The sequence below is a fragment of the Draconibacterium sp. IB214405 genome (genome assembly GCF_033963885.1).
Classification (GTDB): Bacteria; Bacteroidota; Bacteroidia; order Bacteroidales; family Prolixibacteraceae; genus Draconibacterium.
This window is the reverse complement of the sequence record NZ_JAXBMA010000003.1, coordinates 336,004-355,141: the sequence shown is the minus strand read 5'-3', so window position 1 is coordinate 355,141 and position 19,138 is coordinate 336,004. Positions and strand designations below refer to the sequence as shown.

Genomic DNA, 19,138 nt, shown 5'->3' with positions numbered 1-19,138 from the left:
CAAGTAATTAGAAATGAGCGCAAATAAAAAAAGGAGGCACAATTGCCTCCTTTTGGAACTTATGATAATAAAACCAGCTATAGACTAAACTTATACGTTAAGCCTACAATGTTTCGGTTTTCTTTTGTGCTGTTTAAATACTTGTTTACGCGGTAATAAGCGCCTATTTTGTGGTGTTTGTTTACTTTATACATCAAACCACCTTCGAGCCGTTGTTTGCTAAATTCGCTGGCATCTAGATCCTGGTACCATTCGCTTACAACATAAGGCTCCAGATCAAGCTTTTTAATCTTGTATTCCAGCTCGAATTTATAACGCAGGTAATTGGTTGCTTCGTTGTCGTCGGCAAAATCATCGGCATTGGTAAAACGCAGCCTGAATTTCGGATTGAAATTTTTCCATTTATAACCGGTTTTTGCGTCAACATGAAAACGGCCAAACGATTCGTGCTCATCATCGCCATTAATGTTGTAGCCAAACCGATAACCGGCCCCCAGTTTAAAGTACTTATGAAATTTGTATTCCAGTGCCGTTTGCAGAAAATACTCGTTCAGCTCGAAATTGTCTTTGAAACGAATTTCGGGAGATACCGAAAATTCAAGGTCTTTGACAATTTCGGTTGAGAAATCGGCATTAAACCAGGTGCGTTGCGAATACGCTTGAACAAACAATAGGGTTATGCTAATTGTAAAAAATAGTTTCTTCATCATCTTCAAAAAGTGTTGGTGTCGCCGTTAGAATCATTTATATCGTGGAAAACCTTTATTTTGGCGACATCGCGCAGATAGTTGATTTCCTCAATCTCAATACGTTTTACTTTAATACCCGTACGTTCCTGTATATCGGCGTACAACTCGGCTTTCTTTTTAATGTTAATGTTGTTAATGTTTTCGTAGTTAATTACCAGGCAAATTTCCTGTTTTAAAAGCAAGGCTTTTTCCAGTATCCACATGGTTGAAACAATAGCAACGTTGGTAAACATTAACTCGATATGGCTAACTTTTTTGTTTGATAACGAGTTGATTACCGAGATGCCAATGATTACAAAAAGATAGGTCATTTCTTTAATCGGGATGGCATCTGTTCGGTAACGGATGATTCCAAAAATAGCGAACAATCCGAGCGCAAATCCCAGTTCAAGTTTAACACTTTCCAACAGGAAGCATAACACAAAAACGGTCATGCTGATGGAAAAATAGCTGAAATAGAAATCCTTTCTGTTGCTGTTTTTTGAATAAATGTAGTGTACCACAACAAAGGTTACCAAAAGGTTTAAACCCAGTCGGACCAACAGTTCGGTAAAGTCCGAGGGATTAATAACCTTAATGTCCAACCACCTTAGTGGCTCTTTTATAATCGTATCCTGTAACTGATCCATTGTTTTTCTTGTTTTCGTTAAAAATTGATGTTGTACTGTTTTTTGTTGGCTTCAATACTATAGAGCCATTAAATTGTTTCTTTAATTGTATGAGTCTTTCTTTAAATAAATTTTGTTTTAAATCCGGTTCCAAAAACGCACGGCCAATACAGTATTTGCTAAATCCCTGTGGTTTTATTCTCAACTGATTGAGTGCTTCGGCAAGTGGTGTTTTTTCATTCACACTTCCTTGCTTTAATTCCACAATTGCCATCGAATCCATTTCAACTTTTCTGTTTTTCGAATACGAAACCATTGACAAATCGATGGTGCAACGTTCAGAATAATCTTTGTTAACCAGCGTAATACGTTCAAACGCGTTGGTGTTTTTAACCGGCAAGGTAAAGTTCGACAAGATGAAATCGAAGTTGGTATTTGCCGATAAAAAGTCGAGTTCCTTTAATGTGAACGATGAATTTTTATTTTCGGCAACCATCCTTAATTTCCTGGTTTTACCTTTGTTATTTTTCCGTTTTATTTCCAGAAATGACATCCCCGAACTGAGGTATTCACGCTTTCGGATTTTTAAACGGTTCAGCCGGCCGTTGTGATGGCTGGTGTACAGCTCATCACTACCGGTGTCGTAATAAATAGTGCTGTATTTGTGTTTTCGTTTTCCTTCAATTTCTAAAATAAAATAGTCGTCTTTTATGGCTTCGAGGACTTTGCTGAGCTTACTAACCGAAAGCTGGTATTTTGAGTCGAAACGGTTAAGCAGGGCCACGTCATCCATCTCATCCAATGAAATGGCCTCAAACCGTTGTAAAAGCGATGTTATCTGCATTTGTTTAATTGCTTAATTGATATCCTGTTACGCGTTGCGATAGCGTGAATGTTTTTTGTAATGTACCTGCTGAATAGGTCGCATCGGTGTAATACCCGTTTTCTTCTGTGCCGCTAACCGAACCACCGCTGTAAAAATTGTAGCTCACACCCTGGTCGAGCTCTGGCGAACTAAAAATAAAGGCCTGAAAATCTTTTGCCGGTTTAAAGGTTACCAACTCTTCACCACCAGCAGTTTCGATATGACATAAAGTGCCATCATCTTTTGTGCTTCGGAAAACAAGCGCTACGCAGTTGATACTCGACGAGGATCCGGGAGCCTGCAACATTCCTGAACTGCCGGCACCTATTAATGTTCCGCCGGTTTGGATAAAAGAGTCATCATAATCGAGAATCCCGTTTCCACTTCCGGTTGGACCGTTTACAATTACTATTCCGTCGCTCATTTCAACCGATCCGTTGGAGTCGAGGCCGTCGCCCTGTGCATTTACAGCCATAAACTCCGGTGCCAGGTATAAGGTATAACTTGCTGTGGCTGATTTTCCCCATCCTCCGGGGCCACCACCCATACTGTCGCCACCGGCTGCAACATTAAGTCCGTCGTCGCTCGACGTGATATCAAATGTACCACCATCAATACGCAAATCGCCCGACGTACTTTCTATTCCTTCGTACGATTTTGTAATGGTGTAATCTCCTGAATTAATTGTAAGATCGTAATCGGCATGAATTCCGTCGTCGCTTGCCGAAATCGTATACGTACCGCCATTTAGCGTTATAGTTTGATCGGAATGAATGGCATCTTCGGCCGAATTAATTGCAAAAGTACCGGCATTAACGATCAGATTCACTCCCGATTTCAGACCTTTTAGCGAAGTATCGCTGTAGGAGCTGTTACCGTTTGTTGTAAGATCGAAATTTCCGTTTTCAATCAGAATATCTGTTTCGGCAGAGATAGCATCGCCACCGGCAGTAATATCAATGTCAACCGTAAGGATTTGAATATATCCCCGTGTTTCATCGTTGTCGTTATCCGATTTTAAACCATCACCAGCTGAGGTAATGTTTATCGTTCCGTCTTTAATAATCAGGTAGTCTTTACCCCTGATTCCGTCGTCAACAGCATCAATTTCCAGCTGATTTACATCTACAATCAAACCGTCTTTCGAGTTAATACCATCGTTAAAATTGGCGTCGATGGTAAGTTTCCCATCGCCAAAAACAGTAAGGTTTGTTTTACTGAATATTGTTGAGTTGGGTTCTTCATCTTCAGCATCATCATAGTCGTACGAAGTGCCGTCGCTTAATGTGTTCTCAGTGTTTTCGTTAACTACCACAATTACTTTTTCTGCACTTTTAATATAGATGGGCGCACTGTTAGAGCTGCTTATATCAACACCATCTAAAATTAACCGCACTAAATCGCTTTCGGCTGCATCAACAATAATTTGTCCGTTGCTTAAACTGCCGCTAAAACTGTAGTTCCCGGCCGCACTAATAGTAAGCTTGCTACCACTGACGCTGATGTTGTCCGAACTTTCGGTAACAGAGCTACCGTTTAGTGTAACCGTTTCAACATCCGAATTGCTCCATGTGTAATCCGAAGTTTCGTCGTGGTCGCCGTCGTTATTCGCCACGGCATCATCAATGTCTTCTTCGTTGTCGGCCGCCTCTGCTTCTTCCTCTGTTTCCTCGGTGTCATCATCAAATCCTGTGGACATAACATCGCATGACCAAAATGAAAATGTGAACATGAATGTTACAAGGAAAATCAATAAAGTTTTCTGTTTCATTATCCTAAGTTGTGTAAAATTGTTGTTGTGTTTTATACAGGAGATAAGCGGATTTCCCTACCGGATATTACAAAAAGATTACAATTAGATTAAATCGCTTCCTGCAGCGATGCTTACTGGAGCGTGGGGTGAATGTCAGCAAAACAAAAGCGCTAAAGATCTTGTCTTTAGCGCTTTTATGTCGTTTCAATTTTTACTAACTGCTCAGCTAAAAAAGGTTAGGATTTGTTTAGCCGTGATAATTTTTCGGCGATACTCCAAAGTGTTTTTTGAAACTTACCGAAAAATGCGACGGTGTACTAAATCCTGTCATATCAGCAATTTCCGAAATATTCATATTCCCTTCCAGAATAAGTTCGGCAGCACGGTTTAACTTGTAGGTTTTAAACAGTGTTCCCGGATTTTCACCAGTCAAACCTTTTACTTTATAGTAGAATTTTGTCCGCGATATTTTAAGAACTTCTGTCATTCGGTTGATGTTCAGTTCCGAATTCGAAAGCTCATTCTCCATCAGTTTATACAACTCACTCATAAAGTGTTTATCCTGTGGAGTAAGAATATCCTGTTCAATTTTTTCAGTTTTGGTAACGCCAACCAACATACGCTGGGTTTTCTTTCGGTTACTCAGCTGCGAGTTTATAAGCGCCAGTAAATAATTCGGATCAAAAGGTTTGGTAACATAGGCGTCAGCTCCGGTATTTAAACCTTCCACCTGGTTCTCGACAGTAGCTTTTGCAGTAACCAAAATGATTGGAATATGACTGAAGGACAGGCTTTCTTTTACTTTTCGGCTAAACGTATAACCATCGGTTCCCGGCATTACAACGTCACAAAGAATTAAATCCGGCTCAATTTCGTTTAGCGCTTTGTATGCAGTATCGGCATCAAACTTATAACTCACTTCGTAATACGGCGATAAAAGCGCTTTCAGGTAATGAACAATCTCCGATTCGTCGTCGATGATTAGAAGCTTTTGTTTTTGAGTGGAACTTTCCTTCGAAAACTCATATTTATAGTCGTTTTCAGGAGGATAGGGGATGTATTCATTTTGACGTGTTTCCGATTCCGGCTGTCTTTCTTCAGGAGAATAAGCCTGTTGCGAAACTGGAAGAACAAATGTAAATGTTGCCCCGCCTTCGTCGTTATTGCCTGCCTTAATAAAACCATGATGAATTTCCACCAAACGGCGCGAATAGTAAAGCCCGATTCCGGTTCCCCAGTTATAATATTCTTTGGTTTGATTGTTCAATTGGTAATAACGTTCGAATATTTTTTCCAGTTTATCTTCCGGAATTCCTTTTCCCGTATCGCTGATGGCAACTTTTACCCACTGTGTGCTGGCATCCTGCACTGTTATAGGAAAAACATGCTCAATGTCTTCGCGCGAAACCACATCGAAATTAATTCCGATTTTTCCTTTTGGCCCGCAAAATTTTATTGCATTGATAAGCAGGTTTGTGACGATTTTCTCCAGTTTGTCCTGATCAGTCCACATCAGAAATTCATCCTCCAAACCATAGGTGTTAATATCGATCTCTTTTTCCTTGGCATTCAGTTTAAAAATATCGATGGTACGATTCAGTCCCGATATTATATCGATTGATTCCACCTTCAATTTAAGCGTGTCGTTTTCGAGTTTGTTAAAATCCATCAACTGATTTACCAATCGCAGCATGCGGTTTACACTTCGCTGAATCATGTAGATCAACTGCTTCGATTCGTCTTTTATACCTGCGTCGTTGCTTAAAATGGTAACCGGGCCGGAGATCATAGTTAAAGGTGTTCTGAATTCGTGCGATAAATTGGCAAAAAAGCTCATATTCATCTTATTTACCTTGTGCTCCTGCTCTTTTTCTATTTCGGCTTTTAAGGCTTTATCTTTATTTGTTTTTATACGACGTTGCATGCGCACCCCAATAAACACGATACATAAAAACAGGATGGAATAAAGCGATAGGGCAGGCCAGCTAACCCACGGTGCCGGTTTTATGCGCACAAAAATCTCGTTTTGGGTTTCGGTAATAGTATTTTCGTTGTTGAAGATTTTTACGCGAAACGTGTATTTTCCGGCCGGTAAGTTCGAATAATAGGCCTGTCGGCTGCTGTTGGCTTCTATCCAAACATTATCGTAGCCTTCCATTTTGTAGGCATATTTTACCCGTTCGTACTCACCGTAATCGATAGCCGAAAACGAAATGGTAAAACTATTCTGATCATGATCGATAGTAATATCAGGATTATATGAAAGATGTTTATCGATACTTTCGCTTGTGGCCGGTTGCTCAATTTTGTTGTGTATTTTAAGATTTTCGAAAACCAGTGGAATATTCTGTTTATAGTTGATGTCGATCGGGTTGAAAAACGTTAATCCATGGGTTCCTCCAAACACAAGTGTATTGTCCGAAAGCCGGCAAACACTCCGTTCGTTAAACTGGTTTCCACCAATTCCGTCGGTTGCATAATAATTAATAAAATGTTGTGTGGTTCTGTCGAATCTGCTTAAGCCAAACAAAGTTCCAACCCAAATATTCCCTGCAACGTCTTCAGTAATACTGCTGATGTCGGTACAGCCAATTCCGTTAATTTGTTCAATCGAGTTGTTTCGGATCGAAAGTCGGTAAATACCATTGTTAAGTGTACCAATCCAAACATCTCCAACTGCATCTTCAAAAAGACACACAGGAACAAAGGCAGTCTTTTTAATTAGATGTTTAATGGGGATTGGTGTAACCTCCCTTGAGGCTGCATCGATCAATTGTAATTCGTGATTAAAGGATGCAACCAAAATATTTCCCGACGACAGCGTTAACAGGCCAGGAGTAAAATTATACTCTTTTCCGTATAAGTGAAATTGATCGAATGCCGTTTCGCCTTTGTTGAGAACGAATATCGACTGTTCTTTGCCGCCCAGCCAAATATTACCTTTGGCATCTTCAGTAATCGATAGTAAACCCGTTGGGAAATAGTAATATTTCTTAAGTGCCAATTTGTCTTTTTCGAGGCGCATTTTTAGCAGCATCCAGTCGGATAATACCCAAATTGTATTGTCGCTGCCAATATAAATTTTGCCGGCTGTATGTTGAAACGAATTCCAAAAAGCATACAACTCCTGATTGGTGAAATGTTGTATTTCGTGATTATCGTTGCGATACAAAAAAATACCATCGGAGCGGGTAACAATCCATAAATTGTTGTCGTTGTCGGTTGTTACCGAAAGAACGGATTTACCTTTTAATTTCGATTGTAAAAACTGGTTGTTGTTAAACCGTTCTTTATAATGATAGATAACTTTGTAGCCCTGATCGTAGGACCCTATCCAAAGGTTTTTTTGCGAGTCGGTGAAAATGGAAACAATATCAAAATCTGGTGCGTTGAACGGGAATCCGCTTTCTGATTGGTGGATAATGGTTTCTGTGACTTTATTGTACAGGAAAATCCCGTCTTTTTGCGTTAGTATCAATACCGACGAATTATTGTAAGGATGCATGCGGTAGATAATGGCATTTTTTAACACCGGATGCTGCTCAATGCCTCGCGGAACTTCAGTATATTTTCCGCTTCGCGTATCGTAAATTTCCAGATTTTGCCATGACGAGAGCCATAACTTGCCATTTTCATCGAGGTACGAAAAGGTGGTGTACTTATCGCGTTTCAGCTCTTGTTTTAACTGGTAGTTATGACTGTTATAGCATTTTACCAGCGAAGGAGTAACAATCCATATATTGTTTGATTTATCAACAAAACACGAACTCAGTACATTTTCGTAATCCAGTTCGCGAATCACCGGCTCAAACTTATTCTGTTCTTCGTTGTACACACAAATCTCGAAATTCAGGTTTAAATAAAGTTTGCCATCATTGTCTTCAAAAAAATACAGGGCATTGCTACTTGTACTTTCAATCGGAACGCGGTCAAAACAATCCTGATCGTTGTATCTGCAAACACCGTCGATTGTTGCTATCCAAAGTCGTTTTTTCGTGTCGGTATAAATTTGTTGTATCCGGTTGTTCGAAATACTCAGCGAATCTTCGGTATTAAAATATTGATGATACTCGTTAATATTGAATTTATTCAATCCCCGAATTGTTCCAATCCAAATGTGACCAAATGCATCTTCAGCAAAAGAAGAAATATACTGATTGGAGATTTCGTTGGAAACAATTATGCCGCTCTCGGTTGGAGATTCTGTGGCAGAATCCGACTCTCCCCGTGCAAGAATTGCAAACGCAAAAAATAGAATTAAAAATATCGTTCGTTTCATTAAGTCTTATTGAGTTTGGAGCAAAAATAGCAATAAAACCCGGCTAGCTTTCTGATTTTATGTTGTAGGTGCATGCTTTGAATAAAATCAAAAGAATTTGAACAAATACGAAAGTGAATTTGAACAGATAATAAAGCACTTAGGACAAACTGAAAAATGATTGAAAATGGATCTCTGTAGCATTGTAAAGTCAAAAATCTGATAGAACTGACTACTTATGAGACCAATAAAACTAATCATTCAGACTCTTTCTGTATTGTTGACTGTGTCGTGTGTAGAAACACAAAAAAATGACACAGAAATTACATGTCGGAATAAGGTTACTGCATCAAACGACATTACAGTTGTAGAAACTGAGGCCGGAAAAGTTGCAGGATATCTTGAAGATGGCATTTATATCTATAAAGGTATTCCTTATGCCGAAGCCGAACGTTTTATGCCTCCACATTCTCCAAAATCATGGGATGGAATAAGAAGTAGCCGCGCTTATGGTCCGGTTTGTCCGCAGGAAAAACGACTGGGTTGGTATTCTGATGAGCAGGCTTTTGCTTTTGACTGGGATGATGGTTATGCTAACGAGAATTGTCTCCGGGTAAATGTCTGGACATCGGATGTGAAAGAAAAACGTCCGGTGATGGTTTGGTTACACGGTGGTGGATATTCGGCCGGATCGGGACAGGAACTTCCTGCCTACGATGGTGCTGCTTTGTGTAAAAAGGGCGATGTAGTTGTTGTGTCGCTCAATCACCGATTAAACGTGCTGGGTTTTCTCGATTTATCAGCTTTTGGCGAAAAGTACGCTAAATCAGGAAATGTTGGAATGCTCGATCTTGTAGCTGCTTTAAAATGGGTAAAAAACAATATTGACCAGTTTGGCGGCGATCCTGAGAATGTAACGATTTTTGGCCAATCGGGTGGAGGAGGTAAGGTAAGCACTTTAATGGCTACTCCGGCTGCATCGGGATTGTTCCAAAAAGCTATTGTACAAAGTGGTTCTATATTAACTACTATGGAAGCCGGTTATTCCAGAAAAATAGGTGTGGCAACCATGGAAGAGTTGGGACTGAAAGCATCACAAATAGATGAGTTAAGCGCTGTTCCTTATGAGAAACTTCTTGAGGCCGGTAATAATGCCATCAAAAAAATTGAGGTGGAAGCAAAAAATAATGGTTTCAACTCACTAATTTTTGGTTGGGCTCCAACAGTTGACGGTAATGTGTTGCCATGGCAGCCATTTGAGACAAAGGCGATCGAGCAATCGAAAGAAATTCCTTTGTTAGTGGGAACCACTCTGCACGAATTTACGGCCAGTACTTACAATCCTTCAATAAGAAATATAAGTATGAGCGGTGCAAAAGCAACGCTTGAAAAAAAGTATGGCGCTAACCTTAGTACTTTTCTTAATGCATTTGAAAAAGCATATCCCAATTATCAGGCGAAAGATCTGCTTGATGTAGATTTTATATTCCGGCCAGCCGCTTTAAAACACGCTGCTTTAAAGTACACGCAGCAGGGAGCGCCCGTTTATACCTACCTGTTTACCTGGGAATCGCCCGTTTTGGATGGTATGTTCCGCTCAACGCATTGTATGGAGTTACCTTTTGTATTCGACAATATTTCGCGCAGTAAAAAAATGACAGGTGGGGGAAAGGCAGCATACGAACTGGCCGAAAAAATGAGTTCGGCCTGGATAAGTTTTGCAAAAAACGGAAATCCGAACACAGGGAAATTGCCTCACTGGGAACCATTTTCTATTCAAAAAGGCGCCACAATGCTTTTTAATGAAGATTGTGAAGTCGTCTACAATCACGATAAAGAACTAATGGAAGTGGTGAACTCATTTCCAACATTACAGAACTAATACAAGAAACTAATAAAGAGAACTATTCAAATTTATAGTAACTAAAAATTAAATTATGAGGAATTACAACGTAAGCTCCGTACGATCTTTACTAAAATCGTATCGGCTTTTATCTAAAATGCTAATCATTGGGTTTTTAATGATTTCCACATTAGCATTTTCGCAAACAAATCTAGAGGTGTCAGGAACTGTGGCAGACAGCGGTGGCGAATTGCTACCCGGTGTTACGGTTGTTGTTAAGGGTACAACAAACGGTACCATTACCGATATAGACGGAAACTATATGCTTAAAAATGTACCATCTGACGGAACGTTATTGTTTTCGTTTATTGGTATGAATTCGCAGGAGGTTGCGGTAAATGGAAAAACCAGCATTAGTGTAACTTTAGAAAGTGCCAACATCGCCATCGAAGAGGTGGTTGCAGTTGGTTATGGTGTTCAGAAAAAAAGCTCGGTTACCGGTGCTATTTCGCAGGTTAAATCTGAAGACATGGAGAACCGTACCATTACGAACCCACTTCAGGCAATTTCTGGTAAAACAGCCGGTACGCAGGTTTATTCAAACTCTGCAGCGCCAGGTAGTTCACCAACTATCCGAATCAGGGGTATCAACTCCAATAACTCAAGTGATCCTTTGTACGTAGTTGACGGACGTATTGCTTCGTCGATTGCAGGTATCGAGCCAAACGATATCGAGAGTATGGAAATTTTAAAAGATGCTGCATCGGCTGCTATCTATGGTGCACAAGCCGGTAACGGTGTTGTACTTATTACTACTAAAAAGGGTAAAAAAGGTACAGGTACACTTTCTTATGATTTCCAATACACTATTCAAAGTATTGGTCAAACGCCTCACGTAATGAACTCGGAACAATTTATTGATTACTGGACCGAAGCCGGTAAATTCAGTATGGACCGTGTTTACCAGTATTGGGATTTTGAGCAAAATACCGATTGGGTGAACGAGATTTTCGAGTCGTCGGTAATGCAACGTCATAACATTAGTTTCCAGGGTGGTAACGAAAAAGGAAGTTATTATTTGTCGGGAAGTATTTTGGATAACAACGGTATGGTAATTGGCGATGCCGATACTTACAAACGTTACACCGGTATGATTAATACCAACTACCACATTAAACCATGGTTAGAAGTTGGTACAAACAATCAGTTGGAGTACTACGAAAGAAGATCGGTTTCTGAAGGTTCGGAATATGGTTCGCTTATTTTGAGTACACTTCAGCTGGATCCGATGACAGCGGTAACTTACACCGAAGATAATATGCCTGATATTATGGCAAATGCTTTGGCTAATTACAGGGCCAACGGTGTTGGCGAACTTTTAAGCGATGGAAACGGTAACTATTACAGTGTATCGCCATTCCTAACCAGCGAAAACCTTAACCCTTTAATTTTAAGAGATAAATCTTATTCGAAAAGTGCAGGTTTTAACATTAATGGAACAGCTTTCTTAAATCTGAAACCAATTGAAGGGCTTGTAGCAACTTCGCGTTTCTCGTACCTTCTGAGCGCCGGCGAAAGCTATGGTTATTCGCATGATTATTTCGCGAACTCAATGTCATATCAGAACTTTATGTCGTTAAGCGCATCAAGCTCTAACAATATCCGCATTCAGTGGGAAAACTTTGCCACTTACAACCGTTCTTTCGGTGAGCACAATTTATCGGCAATGGTTGGTACATCGTTTACCAAGATGCGTTACTTTGGCGTTTCGGGAAGCAAAACCGGTACCGACGATAACTTAGGTGTATTACGTGATGACCCACGTTACTACTATTTTGGTTATGCAACTTCGGAAGCGATTAAAGATGTTAGTGGTGGCGAGCCTACCTTACGCACTCAAAATGCATATTTCGGACGTTTGGGTTACAACTACAAAGAAAAATACCTGGCAGAAATTGTAATGCGTACTGATGCTTTCGACTCTGCTTACCTTCCGGTAGATAACCGTTGGGGATATTTCCCTGGAGGTTCGTTTGGTTGGGTAGCCTCTAAAGAATCGTTTATGCAAGATGCTTCATCGTGGATAAACTTTTTGAAATTGCGCGCCAGTTGGGGACAAAACGGTTCGTTGGCCGGTTTGGGAAGTTATGCTTACCTCACTTCGGTAACCAGTACCGGAAGTTATCCGTTTAGTTCTGATCCAATCTACAGTGTTGGTTATAAGCCGTCTACAACGGGTAACGAAGAGTTAAAATGGGAAACTGCAGAACAAACCGACTTAGGTATCGATGCCCGTTTCCTTGAAAGCAGATTATCGCTGACTTTTGATTACTTCAATAAAAAAACCAAAGATCTGATTGTAACAGGAATTACACCTTCTACAATTGTGGGTAACACCGCTTCACCAATCAACGCAGGTAACATCGAGAACAGAGGTTTTGAACTGGAACTTGGCTGGAAAGATATGAAAGGTGATTTCTCTTATGATGTTCGCGGTAATATCTCGTCCATTAAAAACAAGGTTACCAATATTCACGAATCATTGGATTACATTGCCGGAGCAGGTTTCCATACCACAAGTGGTATCACTCGTTTCGAAGTGGGAAAACCAGCATGGTACTTCTATGGTTACGAGTTCCAGGGTATAGATGCAGCTACAGGAGATCCTGTTTTTGTTGATCAAAATGCTGATGATCTCATTAACGACGATGATAAAGTTGATTTAGGTAAAGGTATTCCTGATCTTACCTACGGTATTACTTTAACTGCAGCTTACAAAGGATTCGATGCAATTGTGTTTGGACAGGGATCGTACGGAAACGATATTTTCACTTGTTTGAACCGTACCGATTATGCAGTAAACAGCCTGACTTATTTTACTGAAGACAGATGGACAACTGAAAACACAAACGGAATCAGACCACGCGCAGGTGCCAACGATATGGACAAATATTATACTTCATCGGCTGCTGTTTTTGATGGATCTTATTTCAAAATCAAACAAATTCAATTGGGATACACACTTCCGGGCTCACTTCTCAACAAAATGGGATTGAAAAAGCTAAGAGTTTATGCTTCGTTGGAAGACTACTTCACTTTTACCAAATACATTGGTTTCGATCCTGAAGTTACCGGTGTTGGAAACGCGCTGGGAGTGGATAAAGGAAGTTATCCGAACTCAAAGAAAATCATCTTTGGTTTTAATGTGTCATTCTAATCTTAACCAAAAATTCGAATAAAAATGAAACGAATAACATTAATATATTTAGCAGCCGTGGCCATGGTGTTTACCACGCTATCGTGCCAGGACCAATTGGAGATTGAACAAAAAGGAGCCATCAGTCTGGAAGAATATTATGGTTCCGACGAAAGTGCAGAGGGAGCAGTTACCGCTCTTTACAGCGAACTGATCGGCTTGCAGTACAATTATAAATTTCTGAAAAACATTTGCTCCGATGATGTTTGGGCAGGTGGTGCCGATCGCGGCGATAATAACGAACTGGAGAAAATGAACGAGTTTACCTTCAGTGCCGAGCATGGTTTCCTTTCGGGTTGTTTTCAGAGTTACTACAACATTATTTACAATGCAAATATTGTAATGCAATACATTCAGCCTGATACAGACGTTAAAAAGCAAATGATTGCTGAAGCGAGAGTATTTCGCGCTTTTGCATACATCGATCTGATTTCGTTGTGGGGAACTCCACCGCTAGTGGATCATCCGCTTGAGCCTTCTGAATATCAAATGGCAAATGGCGACCCTACAGAATTATGGGCCTTTGTTGAACAAGATTTAACTGAAGCGATTGCATCGGGTAATTTGGTTGAAAAATCAGGCGTGAACGATAAGACAGTTTACCGTGTTACCAAACAATTCGCACAGACTTTATTGGGTAAAGCTTACCTGTACCAGGAAAAATATTCTGAATCAGCTGCTGCATTTGAGTCGGTAATTAACTCTAATCTTTATGCGCTTTACGATGGTGAATACGAAGATATCTTGTTGTTCAGCAATAAAAACAACAGCGAATCGATGTTCGAATGTAACCGTGTTGTTGATGATAATAATATTTGGAACAACTTCGATTTTTACCATTTGATGATTCACTGGCGTACCGACCGTTTTACAAATACACCTGTAACAGCGTTAGGTTTAGCTGACCTTGGCTGGGGATTCTGTGCTCCACAAAAAGGTTTGTACGAGGCATTTGTCGCTGAAGAAGGTGCTGATGGTTATCGTTTGAACCAGAGTTTAAAAACCTATGAGCAGGTGCAGGAAATGGGTGTTAGCCTGGATGCCGGTAAAACAATCATTAATGAAGGTTATTTCTTTTGGAAAAACAGAATCACCAAAGACGGAGTTCCTGCAGCCGGTTACAACTACACATGGGATAACAACGTAAGACTTATACGTTATGCCGATGTATTATTAATGGCATCGGAAGCTAACCTGTTGGCAGGAAATCAGAGCAAAGCTGATACTTACCTGAATGAGGTACGTACACGCGCTAAACTGGGTAATAAAACCGCAACAATGGACGCTATTAAAACAGAACGTAGATTGGAACTTTGTTTCGAGGATGTACGTTACCAGGATTTAATTCGCTGGGGTGATGCAAAATCATTCCTCGACGGACAGGGCCAGACCTATCCTGTTATGTCGTCGAACGGTATTATTTCATACAAATCTACCGGAAACAGCGAAGGAAAATATGGTTTCCAGGACAAGAACTATTTGTTCCCATTCCCGTCAACCGAAATTCAGTTAAACAAAAATATTGTTCAAAATTCAGGTTGGTAATCACAGGATTTTATGCAGGATCTTAAATAGAATAATAAAATGAATCAGGTAAAACATAACATATTCTTACTGGCAACATGCTTCATTCTGATTTTTACGGCATGTAGCGAAGATGAAGAACCTGAAGTGGTAATAACCGATAATGTTAGTATGCTAATTGATAAGACGATAAACAGTACAGTATTAAGTCAAACCATGAAGTATAACATTATATTACCCAACGATTACTATACGAATACCGAACGGTATTATCCTGTATTATATCTTTTTCACGGGATGGGTGGCAATAATCGCGATTGGGCACTCCAAGGCAATGCACGACTGACTTTGCAGAATGCATTTAAAAACGGAGTTACAGCCCCAATGATTGTGGTTATGCCCGATGCATTCAACACTTTCTATGTCGACGGCTATCAAAACGGGTTAAAATACGAGACCTACTTTTGGGAGGAGTTTTTACCCTTTATTGAAAGCGAATACCGTGTTACTGCTTCGCGCGATACACGTTTTATTGCCGGTTTGTCGATGGGAGGTTTTGGTGCTTCGTATTATGCATTTACCTATCCTGAGAAATTTAAGTATTGTTATTCGATGAGTGGAGCTGTTGAGGGTGTTGGTGCTGCCAGTACTCCTTCAATTGCCGATATTATTAGGGCATACGATTCGTTCAGCGATCTACCGGCTTATACCATGGATTGCGGAACTGCCGACCCGTTGGTTTTTACTTCAAATCAATCGGTACACGCAAAATTGCTTGATGCCGGATTCGATCACGAGTATATCGAACGCGAAGGAACGCACGACTGGGTATTCTGGACAAAAGCACTCGAAATGGCTTTGGAACGCATCGGACAATACACCAACTAATTAGAACTAAAAAAATTAAAAAATAAAACATATGAAATGAGCATGTAAGTTAATTCACTCTTTTGATGATGACTTTAAATCATGCGAATTCCATATGATACCATTTAAAAACAAATAATAATAATCATATGAAAACTACATGGAAATTATTTATGTTTCTCCTTACCGCCACTATTGCGCTGGTATCGTGTGAGGATGATACACTTGACCCACTTACCGGGATGTATACACCTCCCGAAGTGTACGACGTTACTGTTCTGGAATCGCAGGACAGGGTAAAAGATGGTTCGCTTTATACATTCTCTATTAATTTGATGGATGAGAACGCGAATACACTGAGCATGAAACTTTTTGCAACTGATTATATTTTACCGGCTTCGGATTACACTCCAAGCGAGGAAGCCTCGAAAAAAACCTACCTGGTAGGTAACGACGGTACAACTTTTAACGGTCAGCAAATTATTGACGGAACCTTGAGTATTGCACTTCAGGACAGCAATTACACGATTAGTGGAATTCTTTACCTGGCCGATGCAACCGTACTTAAATTGAGCGGAGCTTTTACTTACGCTTATCAGCCTGATCCGTATATTCCGACTTACACTTATTCTGACGAAATGGTAACACCAGCAATGGGTGGTTCACAGGGAACAACACCTATCGAAGGAAGTACTATGCATAAAATTACAGTTTATGCTGATGATGTATTTTATGCTTATCTGGAGGTTGTTGCCGATGCAAGCGCAAGCTCGCTTTCGGGTACTTATTCCATCAAAGACGGACCGGATGCAGTTGGTCAGATCGGTAACGGTTACTACCTCGACTGGTCGTGGTGGGGAGGCGCCGGCGTAATGGAAGGTGGTTCTTTCTACATGAATGGCGATGAAAAAATGTTCCTGCGCGAAGGTGACGGAGCTGTGACAATTGCTGATAATGGCGGTGTACTTTCTATTACAGCTGATAATCTGGCTATTCTTGATCTGGAAACATTGATTTCTTCAAATGGAGCTACCTGGACTGTTCTTGGAACTGCCGGAACAATGAATATTGTAGAGGCATCAATTTTGGCCGGACCACAAAGCTATAGCTATACCAATACCATTACAGCACCTGCTACCTACGGTTGGGCTGGTACTGCAGTTGAAGGTTCTCAACTTAACGTGATCACTGTAACTAACGAGAACGACGAAGTAGTAGGTTCGTTTGAACTCATTACTGCTGAAGGAGCTACTGATTTGAGCGGTGATTACAACGTTCTTGACGGAAGTGCTACTGCCATGGCCATTGGCGACGCTAATAACGGAGCTTATGTTGATTATTCATGGTGGGGAATGGGTACCGATATCGCTCATACAGGATGTTGGTATGTAACCAACGGTACAAAAAATTACGTTCGTGCCGGAAGTACCATTCACGTGGTTGACAACGGTGGTGTACTTTCTATCTCAGGAAGTGGATTGGCGCTTCTGGATGTGGAAACACTTATCGGTTCAAGTGGTGCAACCTGGCAAAACCTGGATGCAACAGGAAGTTTCTCTTTCGCTGAAATAGCTGCCGGTGGCAGTGCTAATAACGGTATTGCATTAACCAGTGTAATTGCTGCCTCAGCAATGGATTTAAGCGCTTATGGCGGAACAGGCTATAACGTAACATTAAAACTGGCTACCGACGGAGTTACCGGTACATACAATGCTGCTACCTGGGGATACGACTTCGCAGGAACAGGTAATTACATTTCGCTTGATTTTAGCCGCGATGCTGCTTCTCTTACTGCAGGTACATACAATGTGGTAAGTAACGAAACTGCTGCTGTTGGCGATTGTATTGCCGGTTACCCAAATCCATACGGAGAAGGAACCTGGGGATCGATATGGAGCACTGTAACTGATGGAGCAACTGCTGATGTTGCCGTTACCGGAGGAACTGTTGATGTAGCGATAGATGGTGAAACTTACACCATAACAGTTGATATTACTACCGATGAAGGAGCTGTAAAAGCTACTTATACCGGAGCAATAACAATTGAATAAACGAACTCAAAGAATGAAACCCATCCTTCAAAGGGTGGGTTTCACTCTCCTCATAAAACGTATAAACAATTTTATTAAAATGAAATTAAAAATCTCAATTACAACTATTCTGATCTTATTGCTGGGGATGAACATCTATGCGCAGCAAGCCTTGTTTGGTGGTCAGAATATTATTTCACCTGAAATTAACAGCGATAACAGTGTAACATTTCGCTTTAATGCGCCAAGTGCTGATACGGTTTTAGTTACCGGTGATTTCTTACCAACTGAAAAAATTAAAACGCAGTGGGGTGTATTCGATGGCCCCGGAAAAGCCTTATTGACAAAAGATGCAAACGGAGTATGGAGTTTTACTTCGCAACCGTTGGAATCCGACTTGTACAGTTATTCATTTGTTGTTGACGGTGTAACTTCAACCGACCCGAATAACGTTTATATGATTCGTGACGTGGCCTCTATCACCGACGTATTTATTGTTGGTGGCGGAAAAGGCGATTTGTATAACGTGCAGGACGTGCCACACGGTTCGGTTACCCGTCGTTGGTACGATTCTCCCGGAAACGATATGAAACGCCGCGTTACAATTTATACACCTCCGGGTTACGAAGAAAGCAAGGATAAATATCCTGTTTTGTACTTGCTACACGGAATGGGTGGCGACGAAGAAGCTTGGATCGCTTTGGGACGCAGCTCACAGATTTTGGATAACCTGATCGCGCAGGGAAAAGCAGAACCAATGATCGTTGTAATGACGAACGGTAATGTTGCTCAGCAAGCTGCTCCTGGTGAATCGCCAAAAGGTTTGTACAAACCAAGCATGCAATTGCCACACACAATGGATGGTAAATTCGAAGAGACATTTACCGATGTTATAAAATTTGTAGAGAAAAGTTACCGCGTAAAAGCCGATAAAGCCGATCGTGCAGTTGCCGGACTTTCAATGGGTGGTTATCACTCAATGCACATTTCTCGCTACTATCCGAACACTTTTGATTACGTTGGTTTGTTTTCAGCTGCAATTATGCCAAACGAAGGTGTAACTGCTAAAGTTTACGAGAATATTGACGGAACATTAAAAGCTCAAATGGATAATGGTTACAAATTGTACTGGATTGGAATCGGTAAAACTGATTTCCTATACAAGAACAATACAGACTACCGTGCGAAACTGGATGAAATGGGTATGAAATATACTTATATGGAAACTGAAGGTGGACACGTTTGGACCAACTGGAGAGTTTACCTCTCGGAATTTGTACCACAGCTTTTCAAATAAATATTAGTGATCATTAAGTCAAAGGGGGAGTACTTCTCCCTTTGATTTTGTGAAAGCTGGTAAATGGAATTCAACGAATTATAAACAA

General features: G+C 40.6%; 11 protein-coding genes. 6 read left to right on the top strand and 5 right to left on the bottom strand.

Translation table 11 applies throughout. The features are described from left to right. Positions 1-77: 77 nt before the first annotated feature. From SLH46_RS11405 to SLH46_RS11385, 5 genes are all read right to left on the bottom strand, one after another. On the bottom strand, positions 78-710 hold the full coding sequence (locus SLH46_RS11405) for a DUF2490 domain-containing protein (RefSeq protein ID WP_320281313.1): 633 nt from the start codon (positions 708-710) through the stop codon (positions 78-80). 2 nt (positions 711-712) lie between these two features. After that, positions 713-1,378, bottom strand: coding sequence for a DUF4956 domain-containing protein (locus SLH46_RS11400; RefSeq protein WP_320281312.1), 666 nt, complete (start codon positions 1,376-1,378; stop codon positions 713-715). After that, positions 1,323-2,201 (bottom strand): polyphosphate polymerase domain-containing protein, encoded by an 879-nt coding sequence (locus SLH46_RS11395; RefSeq protein ID WP_320281311.1) that lies wholly within the window; start codon positions 2,199-2,201, stop codon positions 1,323-1,325. Before SLH46_RS11395 ends, SLH46_RS11400 begins: the two co-directional genes overlap by 56 nt. 4 nt (positions 2,202-2,205) lie before the next feature. After that, the gene (locus SLH46_RS11390) at positions 2,206-3,993 is read right to left on the bottom strand and encodes a carbohydrate-binding domain-containing protein (protein ID WP_320281310.1); all 1,788 of its coding nucleotides are present in this window, start codon (positions 3,991-3,993) and stop codon (positions 2,206-2,208) included. 229 nt (positions 3,994-4,222) lie between these two features. Continuing rightward, entirely contained in the window at positions 4,223-8,254 is a 4,032-nt protein-coding gene (locus SLH46_RS11385) for a two-component regulator propeller domain-containing protein (protein WP_320281309.1), read from the bottom strand. Between the two features lie 217 nt (positions 8,255-8,471). Between SLH46_RS11385 and SLH46_RS11380 the strand changes: the two genes are divergently transcribed. The 6 genes from SLH46_RS11380 (at position 8,472) to SLH46_RS11355 (ending at position 19,050) form a co-directional block, all read left to right on the top strand. Then, entirely contained in the window at positions 8,472-10,115 is a 1,644-nt protein-coding gene (locus tag SLH46_RS11380) for a carboxylesterase/lipase family protein (protein ID WP_320281308.1), read from the top strand. Between the two features lie 139 nt (positions 10,116-10,254). Beyond that, positions 10,255-13,293, top strand: coding sequence for a SusC/RagA family TonB-linked outer membrane protein (locus SLH46_RS11375; RefSeq protein ID WP_320281307.1), 3,039 nt, complete (start codon positions 10,255-10,257; stop codon positions 13,291-13,293). Between the two features lie 24 nt (positions 13,294-13,317). Continuing rightward, a complete protein-coding gene (locus SLH46_RS11370; protein ID WP_320281306.1) occupies positions 13,318-14,877 on the top strand; it encodes a RagB/SusD family nutrient uptake outer membrane protein in 1,560 nt (519 codons plus the stop codon). Positions 14,878-14,916: 39 nt separating this feature from the next. After that, positions 14,917-15,744 (top strand): alpha/beta hydrolase, encoded by an 828-nt coding sequence (locus tag SLH46_RS11365; RefSeq protein ID WP_320281305.1) that lies wholly within the window; start codon positions 14,917-14,919, stop codon positions 15,742-15,744. Positions 15,745-15,872: 128 nt separating this feature from the next. Next, the gene (locus SLH46_RS11360) at positions 15,873-17,774 is read left to right on the top strand and encodes a hypothetical protein (RefSeq protein ID WP_320281304.1); all 1,902 of its coding nucleotides are present in this window, start codon (positions 15,873-15,875) and stop codon (positions 17,772-17,774) included. A 79-nt stretch (positions 17,775-17,853) separates the two neighbouring features. Further along, positions 17,854-19,050: an esterase gene (locus tag SLH46_RS11355; RefSeq protein ID WP_320281303.1), complete on the top strand. Its 1,197-nt coding sequence runs from the start codon at positions 17,854-17,856 to the stop codon at positions 19,048-19,050. The last annotated feature ends 88 nt before the right edge of the window (positions 19,051-19,138 follow it).